Source organism: Cupriavidus sp. PB-02, assembly GCF_058252315.1.
The window spans coordinates 1,754,403-1,774,537 of sequence record NZ_CM177695.1; the positions used below are offsets into that span (position 1 = coordinate 1,754,403).

Consider the following 20,135-nt stretch of genomic DNA (forward strand, 5'->3'; position numbering starts at 1 on the left):
TGCCCACCCCTCACCGGCCTGCCGGACGTGGTGATCGTGCATCCCTATCTGCTTCATGAGACCGTGCGCGCCTGACGGTCTGTGGTGGCTTGCCCGCCCGCCTGCGCTTGTCCAGCGCGCACGCCGTCGCGCCCCATGCCAAGGCGAAAATCGGGTCGTTGACGGATTTGGCGGTGGCCGCCAATGTCACCGCATAGACGCTGAACGCCAGCGCTAGCGCGACCTGCGGATCCGCCGCGTAGCCCTTTCTGGCCAGCCTGGCCGACTGCACCAATGCATAGCCAAGCAGGAGGACAAAGCCCAGAAAGCCCACCAGCCCGTAGCTGACCCAGGCGGAAAGCGCGTTGTGCGCATAGGCCCCCATCTCGCCAAGGTACATCTGGGAACCATAGCTGCCGAGCAGGGGATGCTCCCCGATGGTCTTGACGGCATACCCGAGCAACTCGTTTCTTGCCTGATAGGAAGTGGATTCCCTGATCTCCAGAAGCTGCAGGATGCGCGAGCTGCCATCGAAGACTTCGAAATTGACAGCCAGATAGGCGACGCACGCAATGCCCAGCGGAACCCAGATCAGCGTGGTACGCAATGCGCCTTCCCGAATTCCGAAGAGAACTGCGGCCACCACCAGGAATCCCATGAACTCGGACCGCGCCCCTAACAGGAACAATAGCGGCACGGTAATCACTACAATCAGTGCGCCACGCAATCCCCGATTCAACGCGAGCAACACCAGGGCGACAACGGCGGCCGAACGGGCCAGACCCTGATAGCCGGAGACCCGCACCGCGTCACCAACGACTCTTTCGGTATCGTAGAACTGGCCATCCGAGTTCCATGCGGCGACGGCCAGGAAGTAGAGCAGTGAAAGAGATAGTATCCAACGCAGCCACTTCCCGTTCAGATCGAGGCTCCGTACCGCCACGTAGACCACCAGCCACAGGAATATCGTGCTGAGGTTATACATGTAGAAGGGGAAGGACTCCTGCACTCCCGTACCGAACAGATAGTGCAGGCTTGACCATGCCGTGACAAAAGACACATACAGGAAGAAAGCCTGATCGATAAACAGCGTCCGCTCGCGCCCGACTATCAGCGCACCGAAGCCGAGTATCAGCAGCGGGATGCCGAGCACCACCGACATGGGGCCGAAGAAGCCGCCCAGCACCGGCGGAAACAAAGCGCCGGCAACCGCGCTGTGATAGAAGAAGTAGCCCGGAAAGAGCGTGAGGAAGACTACGCCGCCGAACAATGAGAAGTAGCTGTGCTTCATGATCGCCCTGCTGCTTCCCCTGTCAGTCGTTATTTCGGTCGAATTCCCGATCGCCATCGCGTTCGTCCCCGTCAATCAGCCTGTGGAGGTCCCGGCCGCACAAGCCGTGGATCGTGCCTCTCCGGATGCAAGGGTCGGCGATGGAGATCCGCTCCCGCGCTATCCATCTAATCAAAGTTGCCGCTACTTTTGTAGGGCAGTGCGTGACCCAGCTCACACTTCACGCCAGAATCCGCTCGTAGAAATGCAGCAGCTTGTCCTGCTCCTTGGCCCAGTTGTATTTGCTGACCACGGTGCGGCGGCCGTTCTCACCCATGCGGCGCGCCTCATCCGGGTGCGTCACCAGATAGTCGACGGCAGCGGCGATCGCCTTCGGATCCAGCGGGTCCACGCACAGGCCGCTCTCGCTTTCCTCGACGATCTCACGCCAGAGCGGAAAGCTGGAGGCAATGGGCGGGATCCCCGCGGCCATGTACTCGAACATCTTCACAGGCAACGCATCGAGGAAATTGATCATCGGGTGGAGCGTCACCAGGCCGGCCACCGACCGCGCCAGCACGCTCCGCACCCCGGCCCGGTCCAGGAACCCGAGTTCGTTGACGCGGGACCAGCCGCTGGCCGCCCTTACCTCCGACTCCAGCGCCTCGTCGCCGAACCGGCCAGCCAGGTTCAGCCGCACGGCGGACTGCATCTGCTCCAGCGCCATGACGGTCTCGCGGATACCGCGACTTGAACTGATGCCGCCGACATAGCAGATTTCCGCACGCTTGGCTTCCCAGTCCACCGGACCGTCCAGTTCGCCGAGAATGGGAAAATTGTTGATGTCGACCGTGCGCGGATTGATCGGCAGGAACTTGTCCCGGATATATGGCGTGGCCGCCACGATGCCGTCGAATGCGCGACAGGCGTGCCGCTCGTACATGGCGAAGACGCCCGACAGCGCTCGCAACCGCCGCGGTCCCAGGTAGGGCTTGGTGAGCAACTGCTTGGGCACATCCTCATGCGAGTCATAGATGACACGCTTACCCATCTTCTTCAGCCTCAAGCCAACGGGAATCAGCTCGGGGTCGTGCAGGTGGTAGACATCGGCATTCAGCGTGATCGCGCGGCGCAGCACGCGCGCGGTGGTACTGAAGACGCGGTTCAAGCGCCCCGGCGAGGTGCCGACATCGGCGATGAAAACCCCTTCCCGGCTTTCATCTCCATTGCCGTCGGCCACAACCAGCGAGACCCGATAGCCATTGGCCGCCAGGCTGCGGCAATGCTTGAGGAAGATCCGGTCATCGTAGCGTGGATGAACCGAGGTGAGGTGGGCTACGTTAAGCATCTGCGCTTGTCACTCCGTCTACAACCCATTTCATGTCTGGCCGGTGCCGGGGCGCGTCTCGCGCAGGGTGCGCCGCATCCAGAACGCCGAAAGCGCCAGGAAGTAAATCGCGCTGGCAAGAGTGCGCCAGTCGGGTTCGCCGCTGAACAGCAATATCGACGGCAGCGCCCAGGCGCAGAAGACGAGAATCCGTCTCGCATCGTGCGCCATCATTGCCCTGAGCCCTACCCCCACTCGCGACATGAACAGGGCCAGCATCCCGAGATAGGCGAAGGCGCTCACCACCGAAAACACGGCAATGCTCGGGTCCGCCGGAACGCTGAATCCGTAACACATTGCCAGCGTGGCAAGACGAATTGCGAAGGTGCTGAACTGCGCGGTCAGTTCCATCTTCTGCAACTCCATCACATCGGGAAGGCAGGACAGCGGAGAGAACTGGAACTGAAAATAGATCCAGGGTGCCATCCAGCGCGCATAGTGGCCGGCCATGCGCCACCGTTCACCGAACACGGCTGCGAACAGGTCCGGCCCGGCGCAGATAAGCAGCACCAGCGCCGGGATGCCGGCGTTGGCCAGCTTCCGGCGCAGCGCCTCGGCCACCTCGGGCAGGCGGCCGGCCCGCAGGGCGGCCGGGGCCTGGGCGAAGAATACGCTGCCGATCGCGGCGCCGATCAGCGTGATCGGCGCCGACACCATGCGCAGCGCAAAAGCAAAGTAGCCCACTACTGCAGCGCCAAACAATGCCGAGAAGATCAGCGGCACCAGGTGCACGCCTGCCACATTGAATATGGCCGTCCAGGTGGAATACAGCGGAAAGTCCTTGTAGCGGCGTGCAAGGGCAACGATCCGGAGCACTTTTATGTTGCCGCCCCGCCTGCGCCGTATTTCCCTGATTGCGTAGAAAAGTCCGCCGGTGCCATGCCCGATCACTGTTCCGCCTATCAAGGCCAATACGCCGAAGCCGTGGCCTCCCAGTTGAACCAGGTTTGCAATCAGGGACCGCAGCAGCCTGGTCTGCGCCAACTGGCCGAAGTACTGCATCCGGACCATCCATCTCTCGATCACGGTGTAGAGTCCGGCCGAAGCAACGCCGAAGGGGAGCAGCCAGAGAACGCTGGCGTCGATCGACCAGTTCAGGGCCAGGATCAGCGAATCACCGAACAGCAGCACGCCGAGCCCGCATAGCGCGGTAGTCGACGCAACACACAGCAGGCACAAAGCCACCAGGTTCTCGGCATCGCGGTCGCTGGCGGGCAGGGCGATCGACGCGTCGTAGCGCAGGCAGGCGACAACGCCGAAGAACGCCAGCAGGCCCGCGAAGACCGCCACGGCGCCAAAATCCTGCGGAGCATAGAGGCGGGTCAGAATTGGCGATGCCGCCAGCGTGAGTACCTGCGCGGCGGCCTGCCCGCTGACCAGCACGCCTACACTTCTGCCTACGCGCGGCTTCGCTGCCGTGTCGGGGTCCGCGGCAAGCGCTTGCTTGGTCAAGGCACGACTCGCTCTGGCTGGCGCATGACAAGTTGGAGAATTGCTGAACAAATGGCCTGCTGGCTTGCCATGTCGAGGTAAGGATGCATTGGCAGGCTCAACACGTGCTGCGCCATTGCGTCGCCGACCGGCAGGCGGGCCTGGCAAGCGGCTACTGCGGGCTGCCGGTTCAACGGCAGCGGATAGTGCACGACGGTGGGTATCCCTGCGGCCTTCAGTTCGTCCTGCAGGGCGTCGCGATCCTGGACACGAATCGTGTACTGCGCATACACGCTGAGGTTGTGCGGTTCGACATGCGGCGTGGCCTCGAACCCACCGCGACGGAACAGTTCCCCGTACCGCACCGCCACTTGCTGGCGCAACGCCACCTCCTCATCGAAGATCGACAGCTTCGCCAGCAGGATGGCCGCCTGCAACGTATCCAGCCGGCTGTTCACGCCAACGCGGACATGATGGTAGCGCCGGTCCTGACCGTGACGGGCGATCTGGCGCATCACCCTGGCCAGTTCGTCGTCGTTGGTGAAGATCGCCCCGCCGTCGCCGTAGCAACCCAGCGGCTTGCTGGGAAAGAAGCTGGTACAGGCGATGGTGGACAGATTGCAGCTGCTGCGGCCCTTGTAGGCGGCGCCGAAGCTCTGCGCGGCGTCCTCGATGACCGGGATGCCATGGCGTTCGGCAATGGCGTTGATGGCGTCGAAATCTGCGCACTGGCCATACAAGCTGACCGGGACGATGGCCCTGGTGCGGGGCGTGATAGCGGCTTCGAGTGCCGCCGGATCCAGGTTATAGGTGCGCGGATCCACGTCCACATAGACCGGCTTCGCTCCCAGCAGGGCCACGGTTTCGGCGGTGGCAATATAGGTGAAGCCGGGCATGATGACCTCATCGCCGGCGCCGATGCCCAGCGCCATCTGGGCGATCTGCAGCGCGTCCGTACCGTTGGCGCAGCTGATGCAATGCCGGGCGCCGGTATAGTGCGCCAGCCGCTGCTCCAGTTCCTCGACCTCCGGGCCCAGGATATATTGACCGTGCGCCAGCACCCGCTGGATGCCAGCGTCAATCTTGTACTTGATGCGGGCTTGCTGGGCTTTGAGGTCGATAAACTCGATCATGGCAAATTTCCTCTGCAGACAGATTCGGCAAGCCGGGGCACTGCCTCAGGCCGCGGCCTTGTGTAGCGTGGCGCCATCCAGGACGTAGCGCTGCCCGCTATTCGGGCACACGGCCTCGCCTTCGCCGCGCACTGGCAGGTCGAGCTGCTCGCCGAATTCGCTCATCCAGCCGATCTGGCGTGCAGGCACGCCGACCATCAGCGCGTAGGCCGGCACGTCCTTGTTGACGACGGCGCCGGCGCCGACGAAGGCATATTCGCCGATCACGACACCGCAGACGATGGTGCAATTGGCGCCCAGCGTCGCGCCCCGCTTCACCAGCGTGTCGCGGTACTCGTCCTTGCGCTCGATCAGCGAGCGAGGGTTATATACGTTGGTGAACACCATGCTGGGGCCGCAGAAGACGCCATCTTCGAGCGTGACGTTGTCATAGACGGAGACGTTGTTCTGCACCTTGACGTGGTCGCCGATGACGACACGGTTGCCGACGAACACGTTCTGGCCGAGCGAGCAGTGGCTGCCGATGCGCGCGCCGGCGCAGACGTGCACGAAATGCCAGACGCGCGATCCTTCGCCGATCTGTGCTCCTTCGTCAACGATGGCAGAGGGATGTATCTGGTATGTCATCAGAACCTCAGGCAAGAAGTTGCTGCAGGAAAGGATGGCCTTCGTCGTCGCGGGGCGCTGCAGCGCGTGCCGAGCGGATCGTGTTGACCGTTTCCACGCAGTGGCGCGCGTCGTCCAGGCCGTAGCCCCGGCCCGCGAGTATCTCCCGGTAGCTGACGGTGTGCAGGTCGGTGAAGCCTTCTGAGAACTCGATCTCGGCGCCGTCCACGGTGATCGAGCGATAGGTCGGTTTCCTTCCCTTCACCGCCGCGGGCAGGTCGCCGGCATCGATCGAGAGGAACCAGCGCACGCGCGCATTCTCGTACTCGAGGTAGCCCGCCGCCTTGTTGTCCGAGCTGTGGTGCACGACATTGCGCTGCAGCTTGCCGAAGATGAAGTGCAGCATGTCGTAGAAGTGCACGCCGATATTCGTGGCCACGCCGAAGGATTTGCGCGTGTCGCCCTTCCAGCTCTCCATATACCACTTGCCGCGCGAGGTGATGTAGGTCAGCTCGACCTCGTGCTTGTGCCCGTTGTGCTCGCTCGCGACCTTGTCCTTCAGGTCGAGGATGGCCTGGTGGTGGCGCAGCTGCAGAATGTTGAACACGCGCCGGCCGGTCTCTCGCTCGACCAGGGCAAGCTCATCGAGCAACTCGGGCGTGGGAACAAGCGGCTTCTCGCAGATCACATCGCAGCCCAGGCGCAGGCCGGCTGCGATATGCGGCTGGTGCAGGTAGTTCGGCGAGCAGATGGAGACGTAGTCCAGCGCCGCGGCGGGTTCGCGCCGCAGGCGCCAGGCATGGTCATAGAAGCGTTCGAATTCGGTGAAGAACTCGCTCTGCGGCGAGATGCTGTCGATGATGCCCACCGAATCATTGATATCGTAGGCCGACACCAGCTCATTGCCGGTATCCTTGATGGCCGTCATGTGGCGTGGCGCGATGTAGCCGGCAGCGCCGATCAGTGCGAATCGTTTCACGCTGGCGTCCCCGTGTGTTCAGGCCTTGACAATATTCGCTTGCGCCGCGCGATACTTGCCGCGGCTGTCGACGAGGAGCTTCGAATGCTGGCGGATCAGCAGGTAGTCGAAGCCGTCGTGATCGGTGGCCAGCACCACGGCGTCGAAGCCGCTGAGCGTTTCGCCGTCGACCGGCACACTCGACAGTTCGAAATGGTGCTCGCGCATCTTCGGGAACACAGGGACGTGCGGATCGCTGTAGGCGACCGTCGCGCCCCGCGCCCGGACCAGTTCCATGATCTCGACGGAGGGTGACTCGCGCATGTCATCGACATTCTTCTTGTAGGCAATGCCCAGCACCAGCACCCGGCAGCCCTTCAGTGCCTTGCCCTGCTGGTTCAGCCCCTCCATCAGCCGGCCGACCACATACTCCGGCATGGCCTTGTTGACTTCACCCGACAATTCAATGAAGCGGGTATGCAAACCGTACTCGCGGGCCTTCCAGGTCAGGTAGAAGGGATCGATGGGGATGCAGTGCCCGCCCAGGCCCGGCCCCGGGTAGTACGGGGTGAAGCCGAATGGCTTGGTGGAAGCGGCATCGACCACTTCGAAGATATCGATCCCCATCCGCGTGGCCACGATCTTCATTTCGTTGACCAGGCCGATGTTCACGGCGCGATGGATGTTCTCGAGCAGCTTGGTCATCTCGGCCGCCTTGGTCGAGCTGACCGGCACCACGCGGTCGATCGCCGCTTCATACAGCGCCATGCCGACCTCGCGGCAGGCCGGCGTCTGCCCTCCGACGATCTTGGGAATGCTGCGGGTTTCGAACTTGCCATTGCCCGGGTCTTCGCGTTCCGGCGAGTAGACCAAGAAGATGTTGCTGCCCACCTCCAGCCCGCCCTCCTGCACACGCGGCAGCAGTTCTTCCTCGGTCGTGCCGGGGTAGGTGGTGCTTTCCAGCGACACCACCTGTCCTTCGCGCAGGTACTTCTTGATGGAGTCCGTCGTATTGATGACGAAGCTCATGTCAGGTTCGCGATGCTTGTTGAGGGGCGTCGGCACGCACAGGATGATGGCATCGCACTCCGCTGCGCGCTCGAAATCCGTGGTGGCCTCGAACCCGGTCTCGCGTGCCCGGGCAATGCTGCGTGCGGGAATATGCTCGATATAGCTCTGGCCGGCATTGAGTTTGTCGACCTTGTTCTCGTCGATGTCGATACCCAACACGCGGAACCCGATCGCGCAGTAGCGCAACATCAAGGGAAGCCCGACATAGCCCAGGCCGACGATGCCGATAATGGACTCCCTGTTCTTGATCCGGTCGATGAGGTCTTTGGCGATTTGGCTCGACATGGTGGAATCTGCTTTGTTGTGGTGAATCGAAGAGGTCGATCAGGCCGGCCTGGCTACGAGGGGACAGCGCTGGGCGAATGGGCTCTGCTCCGATTGTAGAAGTGCCTCGACCGCCAAAAATGTGGAACTGTTGTCACCCACACATATGCCGGAACCTGCACTGGCTATTGGTTGGGAGCGCGGGTACCACGATCCCGGCGCCAGTGCCGGCGTGCCGGGACGGCGCTGCCAGACTAATGGACTGGCCAACGGAAGCGGAATCGTCCTAACGGTTATCGTCCAATCGACGGAGGCAGGACCACACCGTCCTGCACGCGACGCTGCACGCGCAAGCAATGTGCGACAGCGCACCGATGCTGGAGGCATGGCTTCCTAGGATGCCCCTATCGGGGGATCGGTGTCGTCGCGAATTCTCGAGCAGCTTGCACGAACTGGATGCAATCCGATGCTCATGCGCTCGTTCTTCAGGCCTCTTGCTTCTGACCTGTGAGTAGAGGTATCGCGCCAGCCGTCGCACAGGAGGCGAACATGAAAGTCGTGAGCATGCATAACGACGTTCCGGATGCCAGGGACGAGGGCGGCAAACCGGTCGATCTGACCGCCTATGTCGATGTGCTGGTGCGCTACCGCTGGACCTTTCTTGCTGTGGCCGGCATGGTCATCTGTGTCGGACTGGTCTATGCATTCCTCGCCAAGCCCGTCTATCGCACCGACATCATGGTGCAAGTGGAAGACACCAATGGCGACGCCGGTGCTGGCAGGCTGGCAACCGCCATCGCGCCGGTATTCGACGCGAAGACGGCGGCAACTGCGGAGATCGAACTGCTGCGGTCTCGGATTGTGGTAGGCAAGGCGGTCGACAACCTGCACCTCGATATCGAGGCCGCGCCACGCTATTTCCCCTTGATCGGCCGGGTCATCGCTGGCATTCATCCCGATCTGTCCACGCCCGGCCTGTTCGGCTGGGGCGGCTTCGCGTGGGGCAAGGAGTCGGTCGGCGTGGGCCAGCTCGAAGTACCGCCGCAGATGGAGGGGAGCAGGATCCATCTCACCGCGCTGGGCGGGAACCAGTACCGTGTCAGTTTTGACAGTGACGATACCAGGGCGACCGGCACCGTAGGCCTGCCGCTGACGATTGCTACCGGGCGCGGCACGGTGAAGCTCCTGGTCAGCCAGCTCGATGGCCGCGCCGGCAGCAAATTTGTGCTGCGCCGCCTGCCTCGCGCCACCGCCATCTCCAGGCTGCAAGAACAGTTGAGGATATCTGAACGCGGCAGGCAGAGCGGCGTGATCGGCGTAGCCCTGGAAGGCGGCTCACCGACAATGATCGCAGCCATCCTCAACGAGATCGCCTCGGCGTACGTCGACCAGAACGTTCGCCGCAGGGGCGCCGAAGCGGAGAAGTCACTCACCCTCCTGGAGCAGCAGTTGCCCCAGGTCCGACAGCAGGTCGAAGCAGCCGAAACCCGCTACAACGCGATGCGGGGCCAGCGCGGCACGATCGACCTGGGCGAGGAATCCAAGCTGGCCCTGGCGCAGTCGGTGCAGATACAGACCAGGCTGCAGGAGCTGCAGCAGAAGCGCCAGGAACTGGCCGCGCGCTTCACCGACAACCACCCCGCACTTGCCATCGTCGATGGCCAGATCGCCGGTCTGAACGCACAGCTCAATGGCGTCTCCGGGCGGATCCAGAACCTGCCCGATGTCGAGCGGAACGTGCTGCGCCTCATGCGCGACGTCAAGGTCAGCACTGAAATGCTGCAGTCCCTGCTCAACGACGTCCAGCAGCTCAGGCTGATCAAGGCCAGCAAGGTCGGTACCGCGCGCCTGATCGATCCCGCTGAAGTGCCGGTCAATCCGGAGAGTCCCAACCGCCGGTTGATCGCCAGCCTGTCCGTGGTACTGGGCCTGCTCGCGGGTCTGCTGGTGACGATCGCGCGGCGCTTGCTGGAGGGCGGCGTCGTCGACGCCGACGAGGTGGAGCGACAGACAGGCATGACCGTCTATTCGACCATCCCGTTCAGCGCACAGCAGGCGCGATTGCAGTCGGCGGACAAGGACGATGCCGGACTGCTGGCGCGCATGCTGCCGAATGACCCCGCCGTGGAGAGCCTGCGCACCTTCCGCACCGCGCTGCAGTTCGCGCTGGCTGGCAGCCACAACCGCGTCGTGGTGATCAGCGGCCCGGCGCCGGGCGTCGGCAAGTCCTTCATCTGTGCGAACTTTGCCGCGATCGCCGCCAGCGGACGCCGCGTGGTGCTGATCGACGCCGACCTGCGCCGCGGTGGCCTGCACCATGGCTTCGGCCTGCAGCGCAGCCCCGGGCTGACCGACGTGCTGATGGGCATGCCGCTGGAGCAGGCACTGCGGCATCAGGTAGTGAAGGGGCTGGATTTCATCGCGGCCGGCAGGGAAGCACCGCACCCGGCCGACATTCTGCAGAGCCCGGGCATGGACGCCCTGCTCGATGAGCTCAGGTCGCGTTATGACCTGGTCCTGATCGACACGCCACCTGTGCTGGCCGCCGCCGACGCGGGCATTCTCGCCGGCAAGGCCGGTGCGGTGTTCCTGGTGGCGCGCGCGGAAACGACCACCGCGGGCGAACTGCAGGCCTCCCAACGGGCGATCCGCCAGGCGGGTGCCGAGGTCAAGGGCGTGCTATTCAACGGCCTCAACGTCGAAGGCCGCTGGTATCGCTCGCACTATTACTATGGCAAGTATCGCTATCTCAGCGAGTACGGCCGCACGGAGAAGCACGCCTGAACGCAAGCGCGCCGGGAAATCGCGCTCAGACTGCCTTCGCCTTCCGCATCACGGAAATCGGACGCAAGCGGGGCCCTCGCGTCGACGCGAGAGCCCCTTATCGTAATCAGCGATTCCTTATGGATTGCGGAGCGAACGCAGGAACAGGTACGTCAGCAGTATGCGTGATGGTGTCTTCTGAATAAAGAAGTAAGGCTGCTGTCTGGCTCCGAATGCCCTGAAAAAGCGCTCGACCGGCTCCAGCATCGACCCTTCGAAGTCAAACGTGCGCGCCACGCCCGAGGCATGGCGGATCGCTTCCCACATGCACAAGCTGGACGCGCCGCTGGTCCGGAGCACCGGGTCCGAGCCTCCCATCAGGTAATAGGCGACGCGCCCGTCCCAGACCAAATAGACGCCTGCATGACGGCGGCCCAATTTATCCTCGGCAATGAAGATCTTGCGTGCCCCTCGCGCCGCACACGCAGCGTCAAGGCGGCGTACGTAGTCGTCCGTGTAGGGTAGCCGCATGCCTTGCCGGGTGAAGACCTGCCTGTTCAGCTTGATGAACGCCTCGATACCAAGGTCGTCGCGCACCTGAAGGCCATGGCGAGAGCCCGCCTTACGGATTTCGGCCCTGATGTTGGGCTGCATGCCATTCCAGATTGCATCCGTGTCCGACAGGTCATCGAGCACGTAGGTGTACTTCGTGGTCTGGCGGAATCCCTTCCAGGCGAAGGGTAGCCAATTGGTCTGGCTGGCATCCCAGTGCTGTTGGAAATGGTCGAACGGCGGCAGCTGCGCAATCAGTTCGTCCATCAACTCCTTCTGTTGACCCAGCACCCTCGGTGGTTTTCCGTCCATCGGTGCCAGCCACGGTCCGGCCATCTTGGCCAGCGCTGGCTGGGCAATGACTGAGAACCCGAACATGCGCCGGGGGGCGTAGGGCAGGCTTGCGACCACCTGGCCACCGCGTTCAACCAGTGCAGCACTCCAGTTCCCGGGGCCGGCGGTGGCATCCAGCCACCACGCCTGGCTGAATAGCGGAATATATGGAGTGGTATTGCAATGCTGGCGGTACCGGCCTTGCGCCGCGTCACCCGCAACGTCGATTTCAGGGATCTGCCCGATGGCATCAGCGGGCCCGATTGCCGCCGGAGCATGGGGACCGGCACGGTGGTCAGTGTCCTCTTGACGGACGGGGTGGGCAGTCGGCTGGGCAGGCTCCGTCGCGACACGGGCAATCACATTCGACATGTTCATCCCTTCTTTCCATGCCGTTAGCCGGCTGTTGAGATTGGAGCACTTTGGCTGGGGCAAGACGGCTGGGCGGCTTTGGCAAACAGTCGCCAGCATGGCGGGGGCATTTCAACAGCGTTCACGCTCGACATGCCCCTCGCCTCCGATGGCAGTCCGCAGCGGAAGTATGAATGCGCGGAGCATTGCAGTGACGCGCGACATGGCCCAGATTCTAGGGCCTTTGCGTCTGATCTGGGCGAGTAAAGGGTGCGGCTGTGTGCCTTCCCGTACCAAGCATCGGTTTGCATCGATGCCTGCGGGAGCCGCACAGAAGACCTACCCTCGCGTACCGCTCGTGTGCTCCCCTCTTCCGCTTGCGGGAGAGAGGAGCAAACCGTCGGCGTGTACACGCTGCCAGGCTATCTCAAAGCCCAGCGGAGCATCGCCACTACATCCCTCAAACGATACGGATCGCTACGTCAATATTCCCCCGCGACATCTTGGAGTACGGACAGATCTGGTGCGCGCCCGCCACCACCGCCTCGGCAGCTTCCCGCGGCACGCCCGGCAGGCTCACGTTCAGCCGCGCCTGCAGGAAATATCCGTCGTCATTCATCGCAAGGTCCACTTCCGTGTCGACCGCGACGTCCGCGGGCAGCACGATATTCTGCTTCGCCGCGGTTTTGTTCATCGCGCCGATAAAGCAGGCCGACCAGCCGGCCGCAAACAGCTGCTCCGGATTGGTGCCGGCGCCGGCGCTGCCCGGCCCCGACAGCTTGATATCGAGCCGGCCATCGTCGCTGCGCGCGGCGCCTTCGCGGCCTCCGGAAGTACGGGTCTTGCCGGTGTAGATGATCTTTACGGATTCGGTCATGGCATGGTCCTTATTGAGGATGAAAAAAAAGCCTGGCCAGCGTGCACCGCTCAGCCAGGCAGGAGGGGAAATCAGGCAGCGGCGTGCAAGGCGGCGCGATCGCCATTGGCCGGCGCATGCTCGCTCTCGGTATAGCCGTCGCGGTTGCTGATGCGGGCGATGGTGGCGGCGTCGCCGGCACCGCGCGCGCCGTCCGTGAAGACATCGTGCGTGCCGATGCGTGCGCCGTCGACAAAGGGACTGCGCTCACCGGCGCGGGCGCCGTCCGTGAAGGCGTCGCGGTCGGCCGTGCGGGCCGCGGCGATGCCGCCGACGTCATGGTCGCCCGGACGTACGGCGGCGGAGGCGGCCTGCGCGGTGGCGCCCAGGGCGGCGGCGATGGCCACGGTGGTCAGGATCTGGCGGGCCAGGCGGGAGAAATTGGTAGAAGGCATTTGGACGCTCCGTGTGTCAGTTGCAGGGCTCGGTCGATGGGCCGTTGCCGCAACGAACGGCGTGGCCGGTATCGCGGCGCCGGCTGGGAGATCGGTGATCTGCCGTTGCGCCGCGCCACGAGATGCATTGAAGCCGACCGGTGTATCTGGCAAATAGCAGGACGGCGCCGGAATGGTCAGCGCACGTATCTCCGCTGACGCCAGATACAAAGCCATACAAAGCGACGGGCGAGCGCCAGCGGCGGGACGGCCGCAAGCCACCTAAGCGCGGCAGGAAGAAGGGGAGCGAAGGAAGGAAAGACAACTGCCGCCGGGCCCGCCGCCGATGACGGCCCCGGCACATCGCGCGCTAGGCCGGCAAGGTCAAGGTGGCCTGCAGCCCACCCCCATCGCGATTGGCCAGCGCCAGCGTGCCGCCCAGCGCCTGCGTCAGCTGCTGCGCGATCGCCAGTCCCAGGCCGGTGCCGCCGGTGCCACGATTGCGCGAGGTCTCGAGGCGGTAGAACGGCTGCATCACCCGCTCCAGCTCGGCCTCCGGAATGCCTGGCCCCCGGTCCCTCACGGCGATGGCCAGCGCGCCATCGGCCTGCCGCGAGACGGCCAGTGTTACGTCGCCGCCGAACTTGACCGCGTTGTCGATCAGGTTGGCGAGGATGCGCCGCAGCGCCTGCGGGCGTGTCAGGATCGGCGTGCCGGCCCTGCCATGGACGGCAATGTTGTGCCCGGCGTCGAGATAGTCGCCCGCCAGGCTGTCGAGCAGCGCATCGGGGTCGATGCGCGCCTGGGCCTCGCTGGCGCCGTGCAGCGTGCGGGCATAGGCCACGCCTTCGCGCACCAGGTGCTCCATCGCGCGCAGGTCGTGGTAGATCTTGTCCTGCGCCTCGGATGGCTCCATCAGGTCCACGCGCAGCCGCATGCGCGTGATCGGCGTCTGCAGGTCGTGCGAGATCGCGGCCAGGATCTGCACGCGCTCGGCCAGGTAGCCGGCAATGCGCGCCTGCATGGCGTTGAAGGCGGCTGCGGCGTGGGCGACCTCGGCCGGGCCGCTTTCAGGGAGCCGGTCGGCCTTAAGGTCCGGGCCCAGGTTCTCCGCCGCGGCCGCCAGCTGGTGCAGCGGCCGCGTCACCAGCCGCACCGCCATCCAGGCGCAGCCGGCCAGCAGCGCCAGCTGCACCGCCAGCAGCACCGGCAGCCAGGACGACAACAGCGTGCCGGCCGGATGCACGTCGATGGTCAGCGGATTGCCGTCGCGCAGCCGCAGGTGGACCTGGAAGCGGTCGCGGCTGCCGGGCGCCTTGCTGGCAGTGACCTCGTAGCGGCCCTGCAATGCCTGCGCGATGGTGTCCACGGCCCGCCGCGCCCGCTCCGAACGCGGCGGTTCGCCGGGCGTGCCGGCATCGAGCCGGTAGCTGTAGTTCTGCCGCCGCATCCGCTCCAGCCAGGCGCCGCGCTTCTCCGCCGGCAGCATGTCGAGCATCGCCACCGAACTGGCCACGTCCATCTCCAGGTTGCCCAGCATCAGCCGGTCCGCCACCTCCCGGCGCTCCATCATCACCAGTCCGAAGGACAGCCCCTGCGCCAGCACCAGGCCGACCAGCAGGATCACCATCAGGCGCGCGAACAGCGTGCGCGGCCACGCCAGCACCCTGCGCGCGCCGCCGTTCACGGCCGTGCCTCGCGGATCTCGACGGGGGCGGTGAAGACGTAGCCGCCGTTGCGCACGGTCTTGATGTAGCGCGGCTCGCGCGCATCGTCGTCCAGGCGCTGGCGCAGGCGGCTGACCAGCAGGTCGATGGAGCGCTCGAACAGCTCGGCATCACGCCCCTGCGTCAGGTTGAGCAGTTGGTCGCGCGTGAGCACGCGCTGCGGATGGTCGACGAACACGCGCAGCAGCCGGTACTCCGCACCGCTGAGCGCGACGATCACGTCCTGCTCGTCGAGCAGGTGCCGCGCGGTAGTGTCCAGCCGCCAGGGCCCGAACGCCAGCATGCTGGCCGCCTCGGTGACCTGGAGGTTGGGCGGCAGCATGCGCGTGCGCCGCAGCACCGAGCGGATGCGCGCCAGCAGCTCGCGCGCGGCGAAGGGCTTGACCAGGTAGTCGTCGGCGCCCATCTCCAGCCCCAGGATGCGGTCGGCCTCTTCGTTGCGGGCGGTCAGCATCAGCACCGGCAGGTGGCGGCGCTCGCTGGCGCGCAGGTCGCGGCACAGCGCCAGGCCGTCTTCGCCGGGCAGCATCAGGTCGAGCACCACCAGGTCGACCGCGCCATTGTCCAGTCCTGCGCGCATCTCGCGGCCGTTGGCGGCCAGGGTGACGCGCATGCCGCTGCGCTCGAGATACGCGGCCACCAGCTCGCGGATCTCGCGGTCATCGTCGACAATAAGGATATGGTCCTGCTGGGTCATGGGGCGCCTGCAAAACGGGGCGGAATGGTCGGGTGGATGATCGGGCGGCCATGCGCGGCCTGGGCCCGGGTGCCGCCATTATGCGGCGGCGGGTGGAGCGCTTTGTATCGCTCTGTATCTGGAACGGGGGCAGACATGAAACATTGCAATCTGACCCGGTTCCGGAAACAACCGGGATACGCACGGGCGGTGGAATGCGGCTAACGCACCTCGCCGTGCCCGCCACCCTGTCCGGAGCCTGAACCATGTACCCCATCTTTCGCACCCTGCTCGCCACCACGGCCGTCGTCGCGGCCGTCTATGCCGCGGCACCTTTTGCCGCACCGTCCGCCGGACCCGGCGATTACGGCAAGGCCCCGGAGTTCACCGGCATCGAGAAGTGGCTGAACTCCGAGCCGCTGACCGTGGCCGGGCTGCGCGGCAAGGTCGTGCTGGTCGATTTCTGGACCTACGAGTGCATCAACTGCATCCGCACGCTGCCCCATGTACGGCAGTGGTACGACAAATACCGCGACAAGGGGCTGGTGGTGGTCGGCGTGCATACGCCCGAGTTCGCCTTCGAGAAATCGACGGCCAACGTGCAGGCCGCGATCAAGCGCTTCGATATCCGCTACCCGGTGGCGCAGGACAACGCATATGCCACCTGGAACGCCTGGCGCAACCAGTACTGGCCGGCGCTCTACCTGATCGATGCCAACGGCCAGGTGATTTACAAGCATTTTGGCGAAGGCAATTACAAGGAAACCGAAGCGGCGATCCAGCAGGCACTGGCTGCGCGCAAGTAAGCGCGCGGCCTTTCACGCACAATCCTTCCATGCACAACAACAAAGGGACATCGTCATGCCTGAATCCATCAACCACCGCCGCCGGCTGCTGTTCGGCACCGCCGCCATCGCCATCGCCGGGCTGGACCTGATCGGCAGCGCGCACGCGCAATCCGCCGGGCCCGGCGGCGCCGGCGCGCCGCCCGCGTTCGGACCGCTCAAGCAGGTCGACGCCGGCGTGCTCAATATCGGCTACGCCGAAGCCGGTCCCGCCGGCGGCCCGGTGGTGATCCTGCTGCACGGCTGGCCCTACGACATCCACAGCTTTGCCGAGGTGGCGCCGCAGCTGGCGGCGGCGGGCTACCGGGTGATCGTGCCCCACCTGCGCGGCCATGGCACCACCCGCTTCCGCTCCGGGCAAACCCCGCGCAACGCGCAGCAGGCCGTGGTGGCGCTGGACATCATCGCACTGATGGATGCGCTCGGCATCGCGCAGGCGATCCTGGCAGGCTATGACTGGGGCGCGCGCACCGCCAATATCATCGCCGCACTCTGGCCCGAGCGCTGCCGCGCAATGGTGTCGGTCAACGGCTACCTGATCAACAACCGCGAGCGCAACAAGGCGCCGCTGCCGCCGGCGCTCGAGCATGGCTGGTGGTACCAGTACTACTTCGCGACCGAGCGCGGCCGCGCTGGCTACGAAGCCAACCGGCGCGACTTCAACCGGCTGATCTGGAAGGCGAATTCGCCTCGCTGGGACTTCAGCGACGCCACCTTCGCGCGCAGCGCGGCATCGTTCGACAACCCCGACTACGTCGCCATAGTCATCCACAACTACCGCTGGCGGCTGAGCCTGGCCGAGGGCGAGCCCGCCTACGACGCGCTGGAACAGCACCTGGCCGCGGGGCCGGTGATCGGCGTGCCGACCATCACGCTGGACGGTGATGCCGACGGGGTGGTGCCGGCCACTGACGGCAAGGCCTATGCGGGCAAGTTCTCGGGCAAGCGGCTGCACCGGATCATCCGGGGCGCGGGGCATAACCTGCCGCAGGAAGCACCGGAGGCGTTTGCGCAAGCGGTGCTGGATGTGGCGAAGCTTTGAGCGGTCGCGCCATCCGCCGGCTGCGGTAGCAGGTTTCGCCGCGGCCGGATGGGCGCTTGTCACGCCCGGCGGCCACTACTGTCGCCCCCGGCCACGTTGTATCCCGGCACTGCATCAGGACGCACAGGATTCCTCTTAGCTCACCTGGTGACTACCGATACGATATCGTGAAGGTTGCCGCCCCCTTGACCAGCCCCGCACCCATCGACGAGGCGGTCTGGATATAGCGAACGCCGAGCGGAATACTCATCGCAGTGCCGGCCGAAGTGCCAGCCTGCCATTGATTAAGATTGCCCGCCACAGCCGAATCCGGACCATAACTCACCACCGTGCTTCCGCTGAGCACCTGGAGTCCAACGCCAGTCGCGGTGGATCCGTTCGCCAGCGATAGCGTGCTGCCAGTGTTTCCCGGTGTGGTGGCATCCGTCAGCGTCACATACACCTTCGGTCCCGCCAAAGGGCAGTCAAGATTGATTGCAAATGGCTGCACAGCTGATGTCCCGTTGATCCCGCCCAACGCGTTGCTCTTTATTGCCGGCATCACCACATTAATTACCGGATTCGTCACAGTACAGGTGGTGGGTTTTAATTGCACTGCCTGCCGCAACTTACCAGTTCACGAACACCGTATTGCCATCGCCGGCAAGGATTGCATATTGCCAAGGATTTATTGGGCCGCTGCCACCAGCGTTGCTCGTCTTGATAATTTCACCGGTAAAATACACAACAGCAATCCAATATACGCCGAGAGCGTACGAATACTTCTCTACAGAAGGTACATACCAGAATGGAGTACCCGAGCTATTTTGTTGCGAAAGTCGCAAACCATAGCCCGGAACTCCAATATCGTAGACATTGGTATAACCAGGAACCATGGAACGGGTCCCGCTATGGAATTGAGTCCCGCCTGACGAGTCGCAACTCAGAATACTTCTGTGAGAGCCATCAATGGTTTGAGCGCGTGCAACTGTTTGTCCAACAGCCACATCTCGCCCAACCACAATAGTCGAAGGAAAATTCAGAACAATCTGAGTAATCGGTGCCAACCCAGTGCAAGTTGCCTGAGAATTATTTGAAATTAAAGCGATCAATATCAGAAACAAAACGTTTGACAATTTATGCTTAAACATATCCATTTCCCAACATATTAGACTTATGGTGATCGGTGGGCGGATATGCTACGCGGTGCGCAACGGGCTGACGTAAGCCCGGCATGGGCCCTCATGGTCCTGCCGCCGCTGGTCCCTTCAGCAGCGGGAACGGGTTGATCGCGCCGCCCGCGGTGTAGATGCCGTAGTGCAGATGCGGCGGCGTGCCGCGCGCATTGCCGGTGGTGCCGACATAGCCCAGCACGCTCCCCGCCGCGACGATATCTCCAGCGCGGATCGAGGCGTAGTCGTCGAGGTGCGCGTAGTAGTGCAACTGCCGGCCCGGACCCATCACCCACACCACCTTGCCGCCCAGCCGGTTGGTGCCAACGCGCGTGACGATACCTTCGGTCGCCGACAACACCGGGCGGCCGCGCGGCGCAAAGATGTCGATGCCTTCGTGCTTGCGGCCGCCCGAGCGCATGCCGTGCCAGGTATCGCGCAGCGCGCGTTGCGCGACACCTTCGACCGGCACCGGCAGCGCCACCGGCGCCGCGCGCGCGGACAGGCGGGCGGCGTAGATCGCGCGTTCGAGCTGGGGCTGCAGCCAGGGCCAGGCGGCCCAGACCATGGCGGTCAGCGCGGCGAGCCATGCCAGGCGCGAGAAGGTCCGCGCGTTGGATGGGGAACGGGTTTCGGGAGGAGACAAAGGCATACCCGCTTCGACGGTGGTGCGGGCGACAAATTCCGTGCTGCCCCTTGCCCGTGGGCTGGTCGCCGCCCTGATTGCGTCCTTCACAGCACTTTTTCCCGCGCATTGCGGCGAACCAACCCCCGCCGCACCGGTCTTACCACGACCGTTTCACAGCAAAGAGGAGAAACCATGGATTGTCCGGTATGCCCGCAGACGCAACTCGTGATGTCCGAGCGCCAGGGTATCGAGATCGACTATTGCCCCAAATGCCGCGGCGTATGGCTGGATCGCGGCGAACTCGACAAGATCCTGGAGCGCTCCGCGGCCCCCGCCGCGGCAGTGCAACCCGCCGCGATGCAAAGCCCGCCGCCGCAGCAGCAAGGCTACGAGCGCGGCTATGAGCAGGACCGCAGCCACGGCGACCGCGACCGCCATTACGAGCGCGAGCAGAAGCACTATCGCAAGAAGAGCATCTGGCAAGAGTTGTTTGATTGACCCTCGCTTGTCCTGACCCGGGCTGACACGCACGGCAGGCCGCCGGTGTGCTCCTCTTCCGCCTGCGCGAGCGGGGCCGGGGGACAGGGCAGGCGGTTCAACAAGCATGGTGTCCTGGGTCATCCAACACCCGCCAAACTCACCCAAGGGGCGACATGCAGTCGCCCCTTTTTCGTTCCT

At 64.3% G+C, this 20,135-nt stretch carries 19 protein-coding genes; 4 read left to right on the forward strand and 15 right to left on the reverse strand.

Annotated features, from left to right (window positions below):
* Nucleotides 1-10 precede the first annotated feature (10 nt).
* The 7 genes from AC10V3_RS28790 to wbpA form a co-directional block, all read right to left on the reverse strand.
* Nucleotides 11-1,270: an O-antigen ligase family protein gene (locus AC10V3_RS28790; RefSeq protein WP_490923827.1), complete on the reverse strand. Its 1,260-nt coding sequence runs from the start codon at nt 1,268-1,270 to the stop codon at nt 11-13.
* A gap of 220 nt (nt 1,271-1,490) precedes the next feature.
* A complete protein-coding gene (locus AC10V3_RS28795) occupies nt 1,491-2,597 on the reverse strand; it encodes a glycosyltransferase family 4 protein (RefSeq protein WP_022538775.1) in 1,107 nt (368 codons plus the stop codon).
* Between the two features lie 30 nt (nt 2,598-2,627).
* Nucleotides 2,628-4,088, reverse strand: coding sequence for a lipopolysaccharide biosynthesis protein (locus AC10V3_RS28800; RefSeq protein WP_022538776.1), 1,461 nt, complete (start codon nt 4,086-4,088; stop codon nt 2,628-2,630).
* A complete protein-coding gene (locus AC10V3_RS28805) occupies nt 4,085-5,200 on the reverse strand; it encodes a DegT/DnrJ/EryC1/StrS family aminotransferase (protein WP_022538777.1) in 1,116 nt (371 codons plus the stop codon). Before AC10V3_RS28805 ends, AC10V3_RS28800 begins: the two co-directional genes overlap by 4 nt.
* Before the next feature lie 45 nt (nt 5,201-5,245).
* The gene (gene wbpD, locus AC10V3_RS28810; protein ID WP_022538778.1) at nt 5,246-5,827 is read right to left on the reverse strand and encodes a UDP-2-acetamido-3-amino-2,3-dideoxy-D-glucuronate N-acetyltransferase; all 582 of its coding nucleotides are present in this window, start codon (nt 5,825-5,827) and stop codon (nt 5,246-5,248) included.
* 7 nt (nt 5,828-5,834) lie between these two features.
* On the reverse strand, nt 5,835-6,785 hold the full coding sequence (wbpB, locus tag AC10V3_RS28815; protein ID WP_022538779.1) for a UDP-N-acetyl-2-amino-2-deoxy-D-glucuronate oxidase: 951 nt from the start codon (nt 6,783-6,785) through the stop codon (nt 5,835-5,837).
* A gap of 18 nt (nt 6,786-6,803) precedes the next feature.
* The gene (gene wbpA, locus AC10V3_RS28820; protein WP_022538780.1) at nt 6,804-8,120 is read right to left on the reverse strand and encodes a UDP-N-acetyl-D-glucosamine 6-dehydrogenase; all 1,317 of its coding nucleotides are present in this window, start codon (nt 8,118-8,120) and stop codon (nt 6,804-6,806) included.
* 528 nt (nt 8,121-8,648) lie between these two features.
* On the opposite strand from wbpA, the gene AC10V3_RS28825 reads away from it, so the two are divergent.
* The gene (locus AC10V3_RS28825) at nt 8,649-10,883 is read left to right on the forward strand and encodes a polysaccharide biosynthesis tyrosine autokinase (protein ID WP_022538781.1); all 2,235 of its coding nucleotides are present in this window, start codon (nt 8,649-8,651) and stop codon (nt 10,881-10,883) included.
* 117 nt (nt 10,884-11,000) lie between these two features.
* On the opposite strand, the gene AC10V3_RS28830 is transcribed toward AC10V3_RS28825, so the two are convergent.
* The 5 genes from AC10V3_RS28830 to AC10V3_RS28850 all read right to left on the reverse strand — a co-directional run bounded on the left by AC10V3_RS28830 (nt 11,001) and on the right by AC10V3_RS28850 (nt 15,812).
* Nucleotides 11,001-12,125 carry a GNAT family N-acetyltransferase gene (locus AC10V3_RS28830; RefSeq protein WP_022538782.1) on the reverse strand — a complete coding sequence of 375 codons (1,125 nt, stop codon included), beginning with the start codon at nt 12,123-12,125 and terminating at the stop codon, nt 11,001-11,003.
* Nucleotides 12,126-12,558: 433 nt separating this feature from the next.
* The gene (locus AC10V3_RS28835; RefSeq protein ID WP_022538783.1) at nt 12,559-12,975 is read right to left on the reverse strand and encodes an organic hydroperoxide resistance protein; all 417 of its coding nucleotides are present in this window, start codon (nt 12,973-12,975) and stop codon (nt 12,559-12,561) included.
* Between the two features lie 71 nt (nt 12,976-13,046).
* The gene (locus AC10V3_RS28840; protein ID WP_022538784.1) at nt 13,047-13,409 is read right to left on the reverse strand and encodes a hypothetical protein; all 363 of its coding nucleotides are present in this window, start codon (nt 13,407-13,409) and stop codon (nt 13,047-13,049) included.
* A gap of 349 nt (nt 13,410-13,758) precedes the next feature.
* The gene (locus AC10V3_RS28845; protein WP_051370022.1) at nt 13,759-15,018 is read right to left on the reverse strand and encodes a sensor histidine kinase; all 1,260 of its coding nucleotides are present in this window, start codon (nt 15,016-15,018) and stop codon (nt 13,759-13,761) included.
* A gap of 53 nt (nt 15,019-15,071) precedes the next feature.
* On the reverse strand, nt 15,072-15,812 hold the full coding sequence (locus AC10V3_RS28850; RefSeq protein ID WP_022538786.1) for a response regulator: 741 nt from the start codon (nt 15,810-15,812) through the stop codon (nt 15,072-15,074).
* Between the two features lie 245 nt (nt 15,813-16,057).
* On the opposite strand from AC10V3_RS28850, the gene AC10V3_RS28855 reads away from it, so the two are divergent.
* Both AC10V3_RS28855 and AC10V3_RS28860 read left to right on the forward strand, forming a co-directional pair.
* The gene (locus tag AC10V3_RS28855) at nt 16,058-16,597 is read left to right on the forward strand and encodes a thioredoxin family protein (RefSeq protein ID WP_022538787.1); all 540 of its coding nucleotides are present in this window, start codon (nt 16,058-16,060) and stop codon (nt 16,595-16,597) included.
* A 55-nt stretch (nt 16,598-16,652) separates the two neighbouring features.
* Entirely contained in the window at nt 16,653-17,678 is a 1,026-nt protein-coding gene (locus AC10V3_RS28860; protein ID WP_022538788.1) for an alpha/beta fold hydrolase, read from the forward strand.
* A 151-nt stretch (nt 17,679-17,829) separates the two neighbouring features.
* Here AC10V3_RS28860 and AC10V3_RS28865 read toward each other — a convergent pair whose 3' ends face one another.
* The 3 genes from AC10V3_RS28865 to AC10V3_RS28875 form a co-directional block, all read right to left on the reverse strand.
* Nucleotides 17,830-18,246: a fimbrial protein gene (locus AC10V3_RS28865; protein WP_490923828.1), complete on the reverse strand. Its 417-nt coding sequence runs from the start codon at nt 18,244-18,246 to the stop codon at nt 17,830-17,832.
* A gap of 40 nt (nt 18,247-18,286) precedes the next feature.
* Nucleotides 18,287-18,808, reverse strand: coding sequence for a hypothetical protein (locus AC10V3_RS28870; protein ID WP_349606710.1), 522 nt, complete (start codon nt 18,806-18,808; stop codon nt 18,287-18,289).
* Nucleotides 18,809-18,899: 91 nt separating this feature from the next.
* Nucleotides 18,900-19,481, reverse strand: a complete 582-nt coding sequence (locus AC10V3_RS28875; RefSeq protein ID WP_022538789.1) for a M23 family metallopeptidase — start codon at nt 19,479-19,481, stop codon at nt 18,900-18,902.
* 168 nt (nt 19,482-19,649) lie between these two features.
* On the opposite strand from AC10V3_RS28875, the gene AC10V3_RS28880 reads away from it, so the two are divergent.
* The gene (locus AC10V3_RS28880; RefSeq protein ID WP_022538790.1) at nt 19,650-19,955 is read left to right on the forward strand and encodes a TFIIB-type zinc ribbon-containing protein; all 306 of its coding nucleotides are present in this window, start codon (nt 19,650-19,652) and stop codon (nt 19,953-19,955) included.
* Nucleotides 19,956-20,135: the final 180 nt, after the last annotated feature.